The 13,742-nt window shown below is 58.1% G+C and carries 14 protein-coding genes; 9 read left to right on the top strand and 5 right to left on the bottom strand.

All coding sequences use genetic code 11. The features are described from left to right. Positions 1-8 precede the first annotated feature (8 nt). On the bottom strand, positions 9-764 hold the full coding sequence (locus D9K61_RS09330) for a 3-hydroxyacyl-CoA dehydrogenase (protein WP_120632981.1): 756 nt from the start codon (positions 762-764) through the stop codon (positions 9-11). A 189-nt stretch (positions 765-953) separates the two neighbouring features. Between D9K61_RS09330 and D9K61_RS09325 the strand changes: the two genes are divergently transcribed. Continuing rightward, positions 954-1,757 (top strand): hypothetical protein, encoded by an 804-nt coding sequence (locus D9K61_RS09325; RefSeq protein ID WP_162946821.1) that lies wholly within the window; start codon positions 954-956, stop codon positions 1,755-1,757. Between the two features lie 86 nt (positions 1,758-1,843). Here D9K61_RS09325 and tyrS read toward each other — a convergent pair whose 3' ends face one another. Continuing rightward, positions 1,844-3,094 (bottom strand): tyrosine--tRNA ligase, encoded by a 1,251-nt coding sequence (gene tyrS / locus D9K61_RS09320; protein WP_120632979.1) that lies wholly within the window; start codon positions 3,092-3,094, stop codon positions 1,844-1,846. Between the two features lie 63 nt (positions 3,095-3,157). Here tyrS and D9K61_RS09315 point away from each other — a divergent pair, with 63 nt between their 5' ends. After that, positions 3,158-4,285, top strand: a complete 1,128-nt coding sequence (locus D9K61_RS09315) for an anhydro-N-acetylmuramic acid kinase (protein WP_120633006.1) — start codon at positions 3,158-3,160, stop codon at positions 4,283-4,285. Between the two features lie 67 nt (positions 4,286-4,352). Here the strand turns inward: D9K61_RS09315 and D9K61_RS09310 are convergent, their stop codons facing one another. From D9K61_RS09310 to D9K61_RS09300, 3 genes are all read right to left on the bottom strand, one after another. Beyond that, complete coding sequence (locus tag D9K61_RS09310) at positions 4,353-5,243, bottom strand: fatty acid desaturase (protein ID WP_120632978.1); 891 nt, start codon at positions 5,241-5,243, stop codon at positions 4,353-4,355. 97 nt (positions 5,244-5,340) lie between these two features. Then, positions 5,341-6,012: a class I SAM-dependent methyltransferase gene (locus D9K61_RS09305; protein ID WP_120632977.1), complete on the bottom strand. Its 672-nt coding sequence runs from the start codon at positions 6,010-6,012 to the stop codon at positions 5,341-5,343. Between the two features lie 22 nt (positions 6,013-6,034). Next, positions 6,035-6,463 (bottom strand): cupin domain-containing protein, encoded by a 429-nt coding sequence (locus D9K61_RS09300; protein ID WP_120632976.1) that lies wholly within the window; start codon positions 6,461-6,463, stop codon positions 6,035-6,037. Positions 6,464-6,546: 83 nt separating this feature from the next. On the opposite strand from D9K61_RS09300, the gene D9K61_RS09295 reads away from it, so the two are divergent. The 7 genes from D9K61_RS09295 (at position 6,547) to D9K61_RS09265 (ending at position 13,721) form a co-directional block, all read left to right on the top strand. Continuing rightward, positions 6,547-7,965: a YdiU family protein gene (locus D9K61_RS09295; protein WP_120633005.1), complete on the top strand. Its 1,419-nt coding sequence runs from the start codon at positions 6,547-6,549 to the stop codon at positions 7,963-7,965. Positions 7,966-8,265: 300 nt separating this feature from the next. Continuing rightward, positions 8,266-9,165 (top strand): type IV pili methyl-accepting chemotaxis transducer N-terminal domain-containing protein, encoded by a 900-nt coding sequence (locus tag D9K61_RS09290; protein ID WP_162946820.1) that lies wholly within the window; start codon positions 8,266-8,268, stop codon positions 9,163-9,165. Between the two features lie 356 nt (positions 9,166-9,521). Continuing rightward, complete coding sequence (locus tag D9K61_RS09285; protein WP_120632974.1) at positions 9,522-10,226, top strand: endonuclease/exonuclease/phosphatase family protein; 705 nt, start codon at positions 9,522-9,524, stop codon at positions 10,224-10,226. A gap of 84 nt (positions 10,227-10,310) precedes the next feature. Continuing rightward, positions 10,311-10,724 (top strand): Fur family transcriptional regulator, encoded by a 414-nt coding sequence (locus D9K61_RS09280; protein ID WP_120632973.1) that lies wholly within the window; start codon positions 10,311-10,313, stop codon positions 10,722-10,724. Positions 10,725-10,861: 137 nt separating this feature from the next. Continuing rightward, positions 10,862-11,746 (top strand): DMT family transporter, encoded by an 885-nt coding sequence (locus D9K61_RS09275; protein ID WP_120633004.1) that lies wholly within the window; start codon positions 10,862-10,864, stop codon positions 11,744-11,746. A gap of 136 nt (positions 11,747-11,882) precedes the next feature. Next, entirely contained in the window at positions 11,883-13,157 is a 1,275-nt protein-coding gene (gene eno / locus D9K61_RS09270) for a phosphopyruvate hydratase (RefSeq protein WP_120633003.1), read from the top strand. Positions 13,158-13,202: 45 nt separating this feature from the next. Next, on the top strand, positions 13,203-13,721 hold the full coding sequence (locus D9K61_RS09265) for a GNAT family N-acetyltransferase (protein ID WP_120633002.1): 519 nt from the start codon (positions 13,203-13,205) through the stop codon (positions 13,719-13,721). Positions 13,722-13,742: the final 21 nt, after the last annotated feature.

Below are 13,742 nucleotides of genomic sequence, written 5' to 3'. Positions count from 1 at the left end.
ATTAACGCCTAGCGCATCCGCAATGCGCCGTCGATGCGGATGACCTCTCCGTTCAGATAACCCATCTCGACGATGAACCCGGCCAGTCGTCCGTATTCGTGCGGATCGCCCAAGCGGGCAGGGTTGGGAACATCGGCGGCGAGCTGCTGTTGCACCTCTTCTGGCAATCCGGCCAGCATTGGGGTCATGAAGATACCGGGCGCTATGGTCATCACCCGGATACCGGTTGAGGCCAGATCGCGGGCCATGGGCAGGGTCATGCCAACCACACCGCCCTTTGAGGCTGCATAGGCGGCTTGTCCTTTCTGGCCGTCAAAGGCCGCGATCGAGGCTGTATTGATGATCACACCGCGCCCGCCATCCGGTTCCGGCTCATTCTTGGCCATTTCGACGGCGGCCAGGCGCGATACGTTGAAGGTGCCGACCAGGTTGATGTCGATGGTCCGCTGGAACGCATCCAGGGGGTGGGGGCCATCCTTGCCCACTGTCTTGATGCCATAAGCGATGCCCGCACAGTTCACCGCCGCAGTGATTCGGCCCATTTTGTCCGTCGCGGTTGCGATGGCGCTGGCAACTGACGCCTCGTCGGTCACGTCGGTTCGCGCAAAGTGTCCGCCAATTTCGGCGGCAACCAGCATTCCGCGATCTGCATCCCGGTCCAGAATTGTGATCTGAGCGCCCTGCGCGGCAAAATGACGGGCCGTGGCCTCGCCCAGACCCGATGCGCCGCCGGTGACGATGGCGGCAGTTGTGGATAATTGCATGGCGGGCTCCCCCTGGGGTGATTTGAACAAGTGTTCATTTAAGCGGATGTTGCCGGGCGTGTCCACATCTGCGCCGTGCTTTATCAAGACAAGCTCAGGTGGTCCTAATCTAGTTTTAATGTTGGCCTCCCACATCAGCTATGGAAGCAATGTCGCGATCAGGCGACGTGGTGAGAGGAGTGATGCGCAATGCATAAGAGTAAAAGAGTAGGGATGGCTGCATGGGTTGCCGCACCCATCTTTGGGGTTTTGGCGGCTGGCAGTGCAGCGGCGGCACCCGAGGTTTGCAACTGGAAAACAGCGCGGGATGCAGCGAATAGTGGGGATTACACGACGATGTGTGAATGCACGCATGTCACCCCCAGCTTCCTGCAACGCCTTCAGAACCGGTCGGATTTTTCTACAACGTTGCAAAATACCGGCGCAATGTGCCCCGGTTTGGCGTCTTTGCTGACTGATGTGTCGACCGCGTCTATTGGCACGGCAGTTGGTGACAGCCGAGGTGAAGATCGGGATTCTGATCGAACTGCGCAAGCCAGCCCAGCTAATCCGGGCAATGGTGTTGGCAGCGGTCCGGGTAACGGCGGCGGTAGCTCCGGGCCGGGCAACGGTGGCGGCAATAGCCCAGGTGACGGTGGGAGCGACAATCCCGGCAATGGTGGTGGCGGCGGCCCCGGCAAAGGCGGTGACGGCCCCGGTAAAGGCGGTGGCAATGGCCCCGGCAAAGGCGGTGACGGCCCCGGTAAAGGCGGTGGCAATGGCCCCGGCAAAGGAGGTGACGGCCCCGGTAAAGGCGGCGGCAAAGGCGGCGACGGCCCGGGCAACGGTAACGGGAACGCCGGAAACCCCGGAAACGGGGGCGGAAACAACAATGGCTCCGAACCGGGTACCGGCAATGGCGGTAACAACAACGGTCAGGGCAATGGTTCCGGAAACGGCGGCGGCGGCGACGGTAAAAATGGTGGCAAGGGCGGGGGTAAAGGAAAACGGTAACGCCAAAGGCCAATCAGAGTCGTTGACATAAAGAGCTCGGCCACCCGATTTGGGTGGCCGGTTTTGTTTTCGAATTGGTCGAGGTGTTAGCCCAGCTGCACCAGCGCGTGGCGCTTTTTACCAGCGCTCAGCTTGATGGGGGACGACAGGGCACCGGCGTCTATCATCAAACCGGCATCCGTCAGCGGCGCGTCGTCCATCTTGGCACCGTTCTCGGCAATCAGGCGCTTCGCCTCTTTGCCGGATTTGGCCAGACCGGATTTGACGATCAGCTGTACGATAGACATGCCATCGCCCAGATCCGCCGCGCTGAGGGTCAGGGTAGGCAAATCGCCACCTACGCCGCCTTTTTCAAAGACTTCTCGCGCGGTTGCTTCAGCAGTTGTCGCCGCATCAGCCCCGTGCAGTAACGTTGTCACCTCGTTGGCCAGACGGATTTTGGCTTCGTTGATCTCAGATCCGGCAAGCGCGCCCATGCGCTCGCACTCGTCGACCGGAAGTTCTGTAAAGATCTTCAGAAACCGACCCACATCCGCGTCTGTGGTGTTGCGCCAGAACTGCCAGAATTCGTAGGGCGACAGCATCTCGTCATTCAGCCAGATCGCGCCGCCTTGAGATTTACCCATTTTGCGCCCGTCACTGGTGGTCAGCAATGGGGTGGTCAGGCCATAGATCTCATGATCCAGCACGCGGCGGGTCAGGTCGATCCCGTTGACGATATTGCCCCATTGGTCCGACCCACCCATCTGCAATACACAGCCATAGCGGCGGTTCAGTTCCAGAAAGTCATAGGCCTGCAGGATCATGTAGTTGAATTCGAGGAAGGACAGCGATTGCTCGCGGTCCAGTCGCGATTTCACCGATTCAAAGGACAGCATCCGGTTGACCGAGAAATGCCGCCCGATGTCGCGTAGGAAATCCAGGTAGTTCAGACTGTCCAGCCATTCGGCATTGTTCAGCATCTTCGCGCCACTGTGGCTGTCATCGTAGGACAGGTATTTTGAGAACACCTTCTGCATACCGGCAATGTTCGCGTCGATCTGTTCAGGGCCAAGCAACGGGCGTTCATCCGAGCGGAACGATGGATCGCCCACCTTGGTGGTGCCGCCGCCCATCAGGGTGATGGGTTTGTGCCCTGTTTTTTGCAGCCAACGCAGGACCATGATGTTCATCAGATGACCCACATGCAGCGACTGCGCCGTTGCGTCATAGCCGATATAAGCCGTCTGCACCCCGCTGATCAGCGCCTCGTCAAGGCCCTGATAATCGGTGCAATCGGCCAAAAAGCCACGCTCCATCATCGTTGCGATGAAATCCGATTTGGGATGGTAGGTCATGTCTTGCCTCAGGGTTGTAATGCGGGGCACCTTATAGGCGTCGAGTGGCAGAAGGAAAAGGCCATGAATAAGGCCGTAGCAAAACGCGGGGCCCTGCGCGCGCTTGGGGCGATGTCAGGAACATCGATGGATGGGGTGGACGCGGCGGTGATCGAAACCGACGGTGTCGCGATTTTTGGCTTTGGCGAAAGTGGATATCGCGCTTACTCGGATAAGGAGCGTGCGGTTTTACGGGCCGGAATGGGGCACTGGCACGGGGACGAGGTTGATGCTGCCGCCGAGGTGGTGACCCGCGCCCATTGCGAGGCGTTGTCCGAGTTTGAAGATATCGACCTGATTGGGTTCCACGGTCAGACCCTGGCGCATGAGCCGCGCGGGCGGGGAACCTTGCAGGTTGGCGACGGGATAGGCCTGTCGCAGGCGCTGGGCGTGCCGGTGGTTTGGGACTTTCGCAGTGATGATGTGGTGATGGGGGGTGAAGGGGCGCCCTTGGCCCCGTTTTTCCATTTTGCCTGCGCCAAGTGGATCGAGGCAGAGGAGCCTCTGTGTTTTCTGAACCTCGGCGGGGTCGGAAACCTGACCTATATTGATCCGTCTTTTGAACGGCCTGAAATCCCCGGCGCGCTTGTGGCCTTTGATACCGGCCCCGCCAATGCACCGGTCGATGATCTGATGCAGGGCCGCTTTGGGTTGCCCATGGACAAGGATGGCGCCGTTGCCCGCGAGGGAACGGTTGAGACAGGCGCCTTGGAGCTATTCCTGAGCGAGCCTTTCTTTGCCCGTATGCCGCCAAAATCGCTGGACCGGAACGACTTTGCGGAAATGATCGGGCTGGTACGCGATTTGCCGGATGCGGACGCAGTCGCCACACTCACCGGGATGTGCGCGGCGGGGGTTGTGCAAGGGATGGAGTATTGCCCGAAACCACCCTCGCGTATGCTGGTGACCGGTGGAGGGCGGCACAATCCGGTGTTGATGGAGATGCTGCGTGTAGCGCTGGATTGTCCTGTCGAGCCGGTCGAGGCGTTTGGTCTGGACGGAGACATGCTGGAAGCACAGGCCTTTGCCTATCTGGCCGTGCGGGTGGCGCGTGGGTTGTCAACCTCCTGCCCGGGAACCACAGGTGTGAAGGCGCTGGTTGGTGGTGGCGTTCTTTCGGCTCCGCATCGCGGTCAGGCGGTCAAGGCGTAGGGGCGCTGCCCCCGGTCGCGCCAGCGCGACTCCCCCGGGATGTTTTCAGCCAGATGAAGGGTGAACCCTAGCGGGGTAGATCTTTTGCGTAATCCACTGCGAATTCTGTGTAGCCGTTTGATGTGGATTTCAAATGGGCTCGGGTCCAGGCGTGAAACGCAGGCAGTTGGTGGAACGGAACGTTCGGAAAGGCGTGATGTTCTGCGTGGTAGGGCATGTTCCAGGCCACGAACCGGACGATACGGTTGGTGAATGTTGTGCGCGAGTTTTCCAGCATATTGGCTACTGGCGGGCAGAGCCCATGTTCTGCCAGAAGATAAAGGCGTAGGAAGGGTTGTCCAATGAGCACTGGTAACAGCCAGAGCCAGACCAAGGCAGGTGTGAAAAACAGGCTGAGGGCTGCGAAGCCGTAGACGGCCAACAGGACGCGCGCCTCGATTTTGATGGCGCGATGTTGGCGCTCAGGCAGGTAGGGGGCATCGATCCGTCCCAGGGCGTTGCGCATAAGCACCTGAGCCATTGCTGACCAGTATGGCCAGCCGCTGAGGTAGACGATCAGGCTGCGCCAGTTGTCAGGGCGCGGTTTGCCGTCGAGTTCGGGGTCGTTATCCGGGTGATTGGTCCATTTGTGATGCGCCAAGTGGAAGTAACGAAACCACGTAAAGGGCAGGGCAATCGGAACCGAGACCAGATGCCCAACCGCATCGTTGAGCCAGCTGGTTTTGAACGGTGTTTTGTGGGTGCATTCGTGGCTGAGGGTGAACAGGAACACCAGCAGGATGCCCTGCGGCAGGATCAGCATTGGCCAGAACGAAGCCTGCACGATCAGTCCTGTCGAGGTAACCGTCAGTGCCAGAAGATACAGCACCAGATGCCGGAGCCCGGCCGAGTCGGAGCGATGTTGGAGACGGTCTTTGGTCTCGGGCGGGATAGACGCGATGAGCGAGCGGTGATCCATAGAAAACAGAGTGGCCCGGAGAGGCGCTGCTGGCAAGTTGGTGAGCGATCTCGATCGTGGTGCAGCGCTGGATGTCCGATGAGGCAGGTCGCCTGTTCTAGGTTTGAGGGGGCTTTGGCATTGCGTTGGCAATCATCTCGCGCGTCCAAATCCCCATGGAGCGATGCTGTCGATGGCCCAGATCTGGATCGTACAAATCGAACGTGTCCTGGTTCGATGTCTCGTGCACATAGTATAGCGGCAGCGGGAAGTTAAACGGGTCAAGCATAGGATTGAAGCGTTGAAATCCCCCCTGCTTGTTGAGGTCTTGATTGACGCGAACATGATCAATTGAAATCAGTGCGAACGGAATGTTTGCCGCCAGGAAGTTCTGGAAGAACGCCCATTTTGCTTCGTGTTTGAGATGAAACAAACACTCGCGGCACATTATCAGATCGGCAGCAGGCAAAGGGTCAGAACATACATCCAAGACAGAAAACGATACTTTTTCGGAGGCGAACTCTTCGGAAACGCTTTGTATGACAGAAGTCGAAATGTCCGTGCCATGGTAGGTTTCGAGCGGCGACAGATCGACAGTCTGCATCCAAGTCCAATCGCCACAGGGTGCGTCCAGAAACCGTCGAACTTTGAGCTGTTCGAAAATCTGCGGCAGCGCCGCGCGCAGCCTCTCGGTGGCAGCCAACGTCGATCCGGGACCGGAACGCGGTGCTTTGCCTCTTTTCCCCGACCAATCATGGTTCTCGAACGCTTTTTTCAGGTCTTCACGCATCTGCTCTGCCTCAAACTCTTAATCACTTACGTCGCGCTATTGGTATATCGAACCCCGGGTCCGCAAGTTCAAATCCCGAAAACTCGAACCCTGGCGAGACGGTACAGCTGACCAACGTGTAGTCTCCGGTGCTGCGGGCGGCTTGCCAATGGCCCTTGGGGACGATCACTTGAGGTGTCCCTTTTGTCAGGTCCGGGGACAGCTGGTATTCTTTTGCGGGCCCCTGATCCGTCTCGCTGAGCGACAGGATCAAAGGTGCGCCGGCATGATAGAGCCAGATCTCGGTCGCATCGACCCGGTGCCAGTGGCTGCTTTCCCCGGCTTGCAGCAAGAAGTAGATGCAGGTGCCGGTGGCGCGGCCCGCATTGTCGGCGCGCCAGGTCTCTTTGAACCAGCCACCTTCAGGGTGTCGCTGCAGTTGCAGGTGGTCGATAATGTCTTGTCCGGTCATCGGTGCCTCGTGTTTTGACGGATTATGCACGGGATGGCGCGATCCGCTATGGCAATCATGCGCGCAGGTCATATGTTTGCCGCATGACACTGAAAATCCCGTTTGATAACTCGTATGCCCGCCTGCCAGATGCGTTTTATGCGCGTCAGGCGCCGGTCCCTGTTCGCGCACCGCAACTGATTGCGTTCAACGCAGATCTCGCGCGGCTTTTGGATATCGCACCGGGGGATGTGCACGAGCTGGCCGAGACCTTTGCCGGCAATGCCTTACCCGCTGGTGCCGAGCCGCTGGCGCAACTGTATTCCGGACACCAGTTCGGCAATTACAACCCGCAGCTGGGGGATGGGCGCGCGGTCTTGTTGGGGGAAACCGTGGGCACCGATGGTGTGCGTCGGGACATTCAGTTGAAAGGTTCTGGTCCTACGCTGTTCTCTCGGCAAGGCGACGGGCGCGCTTGGCTGGGGCCTGTTCTGAGGGAATATGTGGTGTCTGAGGCGATGCACGCGCTGGGCATACAGACCACCCGCGCTTTGGCGGCGGTCGAGACCGGAGAGATCGTCCTGCGTGAAGGGCCCATGCCCGGTGCGGTGTTGACGCGCGTGGCGCGCAGCCATCTACGGGTCGGGACGTTTCAGGTCTTTGCGGCAAGGGGGCAGATCGACAGTTTGCGCCGCCTGACGGAATACGCCATCGCGCGCCATTATCCGCAGGCCGAGGGGCCGATGGGTCTGTTGCGCGCTGTGCGCGACGCGCAGGCGCAGTTGATTGCCAGTTGGATGAGCGTGGGGTTCATCCACGGAGTGATGAACACAGACAATTGCTCGGTTGCTGGTGAGACGATTGACTATGGGCCCTGCGCCTTTTTAGACAGCTATCATCCCAACACGGTCTACAGCTCGATCGACCGGGCAGGGCGCTATGCCTATTCCAATCAGCCGGACATTGCGGTCTGGAATGTGGCGCAATTGGCCACCGCATTGATCCAGCAGATGGAAGATAAGGAAGCGGCCGTTGAAGAAGCGACCGAGATTGTACACGCGATGCCCGACTTGTTGCAGCAGAACTGGTTGGCACGCTTTCAAGCCAAGATCGGTTTGACAACGACCCGCGATGGAGATCAGGAATTGATCTCGGACCTGCTGGTGCGCATGGCGCAGAACCAGGCGGATTTCACCAACACCTTCCGTGCGCTGGGTACGGACAAAGCGCGGGATCAGTTCACCGATCCACTGGCGTTTGATGAATGGGCTGTGGGTTGGCAAGCGCGTTTGTCACATGAAGAGGCCCCGACAGAGGTAATGCAAGCGGCCAACCCGGCCTTCATCCCGCGTAACCATCGGGTCGAACAGATGATCGAGGCGGCGGTGCAGGGTGACTACAGCCCCTTTCATCGTCTCAACACCGTTCTGGCGCAGCCCTTTTCGGATCAGCCAGAGAATGCAGACCTGACCCGCCCCCCTTTGGAGAGCGAAGTGGTGCAGGCAACATTCTGCGGCACGTGATTTCGATTTGGGTGTTGTTGTTAGCGGGTGAGGAGGCGGTTGAAGTAGGGTTGGCCGCTTTGAACCCAGCTTGATGGAGTTTGCACTATTTTTGATCAGTCGTTTGCGATGGAATGCGAAAAAAACCACCTTGCAGTTGGCGCGGTATCTAGTGCCATACATACCGATCACCGATCGAATTGATCTCTTGCAAGTCCAAAAAACACCACATTTTCATCTTTGGCGTACCACAATGGGCCACTTACTTTGCCTTGAATCCAAAATGGTTAGTTAAAAGTAGCAAGGGTAAGGATGTCAGCAATGAAAATTAATCGTCGTTTTTTCGTCACCGGAGCTTCGGGAATTGCTTTGGCGGCATTCATGCCTGTCGGTGGTCATGCGCTTGCCATGGCTCCCGGTCAGGTCACGCATCGAATTCTGGCGGCCGGTAAGCTCAGCTTCCTTACCGAAAAGGCGGCAAAAGCTGCCGTTCTTCTGAGCATGAACGCAGAGATCGAAAGGGACCTGGTTGAGCTTCAGGAAGCCCATGACGAATTCGATGACATCCTTCTTGGCTTTAAAGAAGGTAAGGGGTCGTCTGGCGTCGATCGTGAAAGGTTTTACGCGGTCAATACCGCCCTCAAAGACGTCGCAGGTCTTTGGGCGCCATACCGGACCGCCGTTGAAGAAATCATTGCAGCCAAGTCAGTAGATGATGCGCATCTGCACATGATTGTGGGCAATGACGAAGTGCTTGAAAAGGCCTGCCAAGTCGTCGTCCGTAGATTGGAACAAGCTTACGGAGAAGTCGATATTGATGCGTCTTTGGCCCTGGCTTTGGACTTTGCGGGTCGCCAACGGATGATCACCCAGAAGGTCTGTAAAGAAATTGCCCTAGCGGCGACCGGCAACGAAGCGCAGGAACACCACGAGAAGTTCAAGAAGAACACCGCAAAATTTGGCAAGATCGTCGATGCGCTGATCAGCGGCGGCAATGAGTATATTACAATGGCCAAACCTCCGAGCAACGCTGCGGTTAAGGCGCTGAAGCAAGTTCAGGGTCATTGGGCAGAACTTCAGCCAACCGTTGCAGCTCTGGACAGCGTAGAGGTGCCTAGCCTTGATGATGTTGTGCATTTCTGCGCGGAAATGGATGTCCTGGAAGTCGAGTCCGAAAAAGCCGTCCTGGCTTACGAAGAAGCAATCAAGGCAATCTCCTAGTTGTGAATTGAATACCATGTCTTCGGTTGCGCAGAACGTCAGGTGCTCTCACCCGACTTAGCGTCTCGCAAAGCCATGTGTTTGATTTAATCCGGGCATCAGATGCTAGTCGTCTGATGTTCGGATTGCCTGCTCAGCGCAACTTCTGTCGGTCATTTTGGTTGCGCCGACGAGAACACTCACTCTGTCTTTGCAAATTAGATATCTGATCCAACACCTGAGAATGCACAGGATAGGTGCCGCAAGACGCGGCACCTGTTCAACAGGGTAAGGTTATCTCAGGTCTGGTCACGACACGGGCTTGCACCCGGGGTCAAGCAAGGTGATCCTTAGACAAGTTTAAACCCCGGAGTGTCATGACAAAACCTTCGACCCTGCGCCTTGGCAGCTACAATATCCAGAAATGCGTCGGGCTGGATTTCCGGCGACAGCCGCAACGCATCATGCAGGTACTGCATGGCATGCGCGCTGAGATTGTGGTTCTGCAGGAAGCCGACAAGCGGTTGCCTCCCCGGCCAGCTGCGCTGCCGCATTTCATGCTGGACGAAGCCGGATGGCAAATTGTCGATCTGGGCGGCGCGGGCAGCCTGGGCTGGCATGGCAACGCCGTGATCTGGCGCGGTGATCACATCAAGGTCCGGCAGACCGGACATCATGACCTGCCGGGGCTGGAGCCTCGGGGGGCGGTTCGTGTGGAATTTGACACGCAGATCGGCCCGTTGCGGGTGATGGGGGTGCATCTGGGATTGCTGCCCGCATCCAGGCGACAGCAGATCACCCATATTCGGCATTGCGACGCGTCGCTTGAACAGATGCCAACGGTTTGGGCAGGTGATTTCAACGAATGGTCGCGGCAACCCGTGTTGGACAATCTGGCCCCGGAAATGCAGTTTTTACCGCCAGTGCCAAGCTATCCGGCAGCGCAGCCCTTGGGCGCGCTGGACAGGATTGCGCTGGGGTACGGCATTGAGGCGGCGGATCACGGCGTGCATGGAGAGCGTCCGGCGCATATCGCCTCGGACCATCTACCGATCTGGGCAGATCTGCGACGCATGGTCTGAAACCTGCACCGGCCAACGAATCCCTGTGGCGCTGGGCGCGCGGACATATTAAGACAGAAACCCGAGCAATTCCTGAGAGGCATCATGTCGGACACGATCATCTCGCGGTGCGAAGGCAAAGGCCTGCGCATGACCGGTCAGCGCCGCACCATTGCGCATGTGCTGGAGCAGAGCGAAGACCATCCGGATGTCGAGGAACTGTATACACGCGCCTCGGCGTTGGATTCGGGGATTTCGATTGCCACCGTGTATCGCACCGTGAAGCTGTTCGAAGAGGCCGGGATTCTGGAGCGGTTGGAGTTTGGCGACGGGCGCGCGCGTTATGAAGATGCCGAACGCGATCACCATGACCATCTGATCGACATGCAGTCTGGTGAGGTGATCGAATTTGTCGATCCCGAGATCGAAGCACTGCAGGAAAAAATAGCGGCCAAACTGGGCTTTAAGCTCATCGGGCATCGGTTGGAGCTGTACGGCGTTCCCTTGGATAAGGACTGACCCATCACGAAACGCGATTGGGTCCCGCAAATCATTTCATCAATCGTAGGGTGATAGTGCTTGCCACGGCGCAGAACATCGGCTTTTGCTGAAGCTAACAGCGGCAAGTGGCGCCGCCAGTTTCTACGGACATGGATATGAACAACGTTAATGGCATTTTGCTGGTCATTGCGGCTATGGCTGCGTTCACGCTTGAGGATATGTTCATCAAGCAGTTAACGGCGTCAGTCGCGCCGGGTCAGATTTTGATCGTGCTGGGCCTTACGTGCGCGGTGATTTTCCTGTGCATGGCGTTTTTCTCGCGTCAGCGCATCTTTATCGCGGAAGCGTGGCAAACGTTGCCCATGGTCCGCGCCATGGCCGAAGCGGTTTCGGCGGTGGCGTTCGTGACCGCGCTGGCCGCTGTCGAACTGTCAACCGTGGCCGCAGTGTTTCAGGCCATGCCATTGGTGGTGACCATGGGCGCGGCCCTGTTTCTGGGCGAACAGGTGGGGTGGCGACGTTGGAGCGCCATCGGTGTTGGTTTCATCGGTGTTCTGATGATCATCCGCCCAGGCTTTGAAGGGTTCCGCCCCGAATCTCTGTTTGTAGTTGTCGCCGTCATCGGCGTTGCGGCGCGCGATTTGATTACGCGGCGGCTGAATTCCAAAATCTCCTCGGCCGTGGTGTCCTCACAGGCGTATCTTGCGCTGGCGCTGGGGGGGACGGTTTTGATGATACTGGGTGGACATCCGATCCAATCGGTGGAAACCGGGCAGATCGGCCCCTATGCTGGCGCGATTTTCTTTGGCGTTCTGGGTTATTACGGGATCGTCACGGCAATGCGCGTGGGCGAGGCGTCGGCAGTGACACCGTTCCGGTACACGCGGCTGTTGTTCTCGATTCTGGCTGGCGGTCTGGTGTTCGGAGAGCGTCCGGACCTGATGACACTGGCCGGTGCATCGTTGATCATTGGATCCGGATTGTACACTTTTCTCCGTGAACGCAGATTGGCCCGCGACATGGCTTTGGCCGCAGCCTGAACATGTTGGCGCAAACAGGAGACTGTTAGCCCTAAACGCCCGAAAATGTGTGTGTTAGCGATAACGGAACTGGTTTACTTTTCGTCGCGTGCTGCTATGAGGCATGCAACCGAAGGCATCTTTAGGGACCGGTATCATGAGCACCATCATCGACATTCACGCACGCGAAATCCTGGACAGCCGGGGAAACCCGACAGTCGAGGTGGACGTGATCCTCGAAGACGGCACAATGGGCCGCGCGGCTGTGCCCTCGGGCGCATCAACAGGTGCCTACGAGGCGGTCGAAAAGCGCGATGGCGACAAGGCGCGCTATCTGGGCAAAGGCGTGCTTGAGGCGGTAGCGGCGGTCAATGGCGAGATCGCCGAAGAGCTGGTCGGCTTTGACGCGACCGAGCAGGTGGCCATCGACGGCGCGATGATCGAACTGGACGGGACAGAAAACAAAGGTCGTCTGGGCGCGAACGCCATTCTGGGTGTTTCGCTGGCGACAGCCAAGGCAGCGGCGGATTTCACCACACAGCCGCTTTATCGGTACGTAGGCGGTACCTCGGCCCGTGTTCTTCCAGTGCCGATGATGAACATCATCAACGGGGGTGAGCATGCGGACAACCCCATCGACATTCAGGAATTCATGATCATGCCGGTGTCTGCCGCGAACATCCGTGAGGCGGTGCGCATGGGGTCCGAAGTGTTCCATACGCTGAAGAAAGAGCTTTCCGCCGCGGGCCTTAGCACTGGGATCGGGGATGAGGGCGGCTTTGCCCCCAACATCGCCTCGACCCGCGAGGCACTAGATTTCGTCCTGAAATCGATCGAAAAGGCAGGCTACAAACCGGGTGAGGAAATCCACCTGGCGCTGGATTGCGCCGCGACCGAGTATTACAAGGACGGCAAATACGTTCTGTCCGGTGAGGGTAAGACCCTGACATCGGATGAAAACGCGGCCTATCTGGCGGCACTGGTCAACGACTACCCGATCATCTCGATCGAAGACGGCATGTCCGAGGATGACTGGGATGGCTGGAAAGCCCTGACCGATGCCATTGGCGACAAGGTACAGCTGGTAGGGGACGACCTGTTTGTGACCAACCCTGTACGTCTGGCCGAGGGGATCGAGCGTGGCTGCGCCAACTCGATGCTGGTCAAGGTGAACCAGATCGGGTCGCTGACCGAAACCCTGCGTGCCGTCGATATGGCCCATCGGGCGCGGTACACCAATGTGATGTCCCACCGTTCGGGTGAGACTGAGGACGCAACGATTGCCGATCTGGCAGTTGCGACCAATTGCGGGCAGATCAAAACCGGTTCGCTGGCGCGTTCGGACCGGTTGGCCAAATACAACCAGTTGATTCGCATCGAAGAAACGCTGGGTGAAGTGGCGGAATATGCCGGGGCGTCGATCCTTCGCTAAGGTTTTTGAACATGGTATGGTCATTCGCTGGACTAGGGGATGACCATGCTGACGATTGTTAGGCCGAAAACATCCGAACAATTTGATACCGTTAGAGCTCTGTGTTGGGAGTATCGGGATTTTCTGGTAAGCTTAGGTGGTCAGGATGCCGAGGTCGTGTTGTATGCCTACCCGCAGGACAAATTCGAAACATTGATGCAATCGTTGGAGGCCCAGCATGTGCCGCCCGATGGAGGCATTCGGATTGCCCTGGTGAATGGATCAGCGGTTGGGTGCGGCATGTTCCAACGCATTGATGAAGGCACGGCCGAGATTAAGCGCGTTTTCGTGCGCGACGCCGCGCGTGGAACCGGGGCCGGGCGCGCCCTGATGGAGGCTTTGATCGCTGATTGCCAAGCGCTCGGGTTCAAGCGGATTTTGATGGACACGGGAAGCGCAATGACGGCGGCGCAGAAGCTATACCAGTCGCTGGGGTTTATGCCCCGTGGACCCTATAGCGCGTTACCAAAGTCAGTTTTGGACGGCTTGGTCTTTTTTGAAATGAACCTTGAAGCCGAGCATTAAAAAACGGGGACCGATGGCCCC

Source organism: Ruegeria sp. EL01 (genome assembly GCF_900313035.1).
Lineage (GTDB): Bacteria > Pseudomonadota > Alphaproteobacteria > Rhodobacterales > Rhodobacteraceae > Ruegeria.
This window is presented reverse-complemented; position numbering and strand designations above follow the sequence as displayed.

Bases quoted from the DNA above. Each gene is read 5' to 3' on its own strand.
- D9K61_RS09330 (WP_120632981.1), bottom strand. From the start codon at position 764: ATGCAATTATCCACAACTGCCGCCATCGTCACCGGCGGCGCATCGGGT.
- D9K61_RS09325 (WP_162946821.1), top strand. From the start codon at position 954: ATGCATAAGAGTAAAAGAGTAGGGATGGCTGCATGGGTTGCCGCACCC.
- tyrS (WP_120632979.1), bottom strand. From the start codon at position 3,094: ATGACCTACCATCCCAAATCGGATTTCATCGCAACGATGATGGAGCGT.
- D9K61_RS09315 (WP_120633006.1), top strand. From the start codon at position 3,158: ATGAATAAGGCCGTAGCAAAACGCGGGGCCCTGCGCGCGCTTGGGGCG.
- D9K61_RS09310 (WP_120632978.1), bottom strand. From the start codon at position 5,243: ATGGATCACCGCTCGCTCATCGCGTCTATCCCGCCCGAGACCAAAGAC.
- D9K61_RS09305 (WP_120632977.1), bottom strand. From the start codon at position 6,012: ATGCGTGAAGACCTGAAAAAAGCGTTCGAGAACCATGATTGGTCGGGG.
- D9K61_RS09300 (WP_120632976.1), bottom strand. From the start codon at position 6,463: ATGACCGGACAAGACATTATCGACCACCTGCAACTGCAGCGACACCCT.
- D9K61_RS09295 (WP_120633005.1), top strand. From the start codon at position 6,547: ATGACACTGAAAATCCCGTTTGATAACTCGTATGCCCGCCTGCCAGAT.
- D9K61_RS09290 (WP_162946820.1), top strand. From the start codon at position 8,266: ATGAAAATTAATCGTCGTTTTTTCGTCACCGGAGCTTCGGGAATTGCT.
- D9K61_RS09285 (WP_120632974.1), top strand. From the start codon at position 9,522: ATGACAAAACCTTCGACCCTGCGCCTTGGCAGCTACAATATCCAGAAA.
- D9K61_RS09280 (WP_120632973.1), top strand. From the start codon at position 10,311: ATGTCGGACACGATCATCTCGCGGTGCGAAGGCAAAGGCCTGCGCATG.
- D9K61_RS09275 (WP_120633004.1), top strand. From the start codon at position 10,862: ATGAACAACGTTAATGGCATTTTGCTGGTCATTGCGGCTATGGCTGCG.
- eno (WP_120633003.1), top strand. From the start codon at position 11,883: ATGAGCACCATCATCGACATTCACGCACGCGAAATCCTGGACAGCCGG.
- D9K61_RS09265 (WP_120633002.1), top strand. From the start codon at position 13,203: ATGCTGACGATTGTTAGGCCGAAAACATCCGAACAATTTGATACCGTT.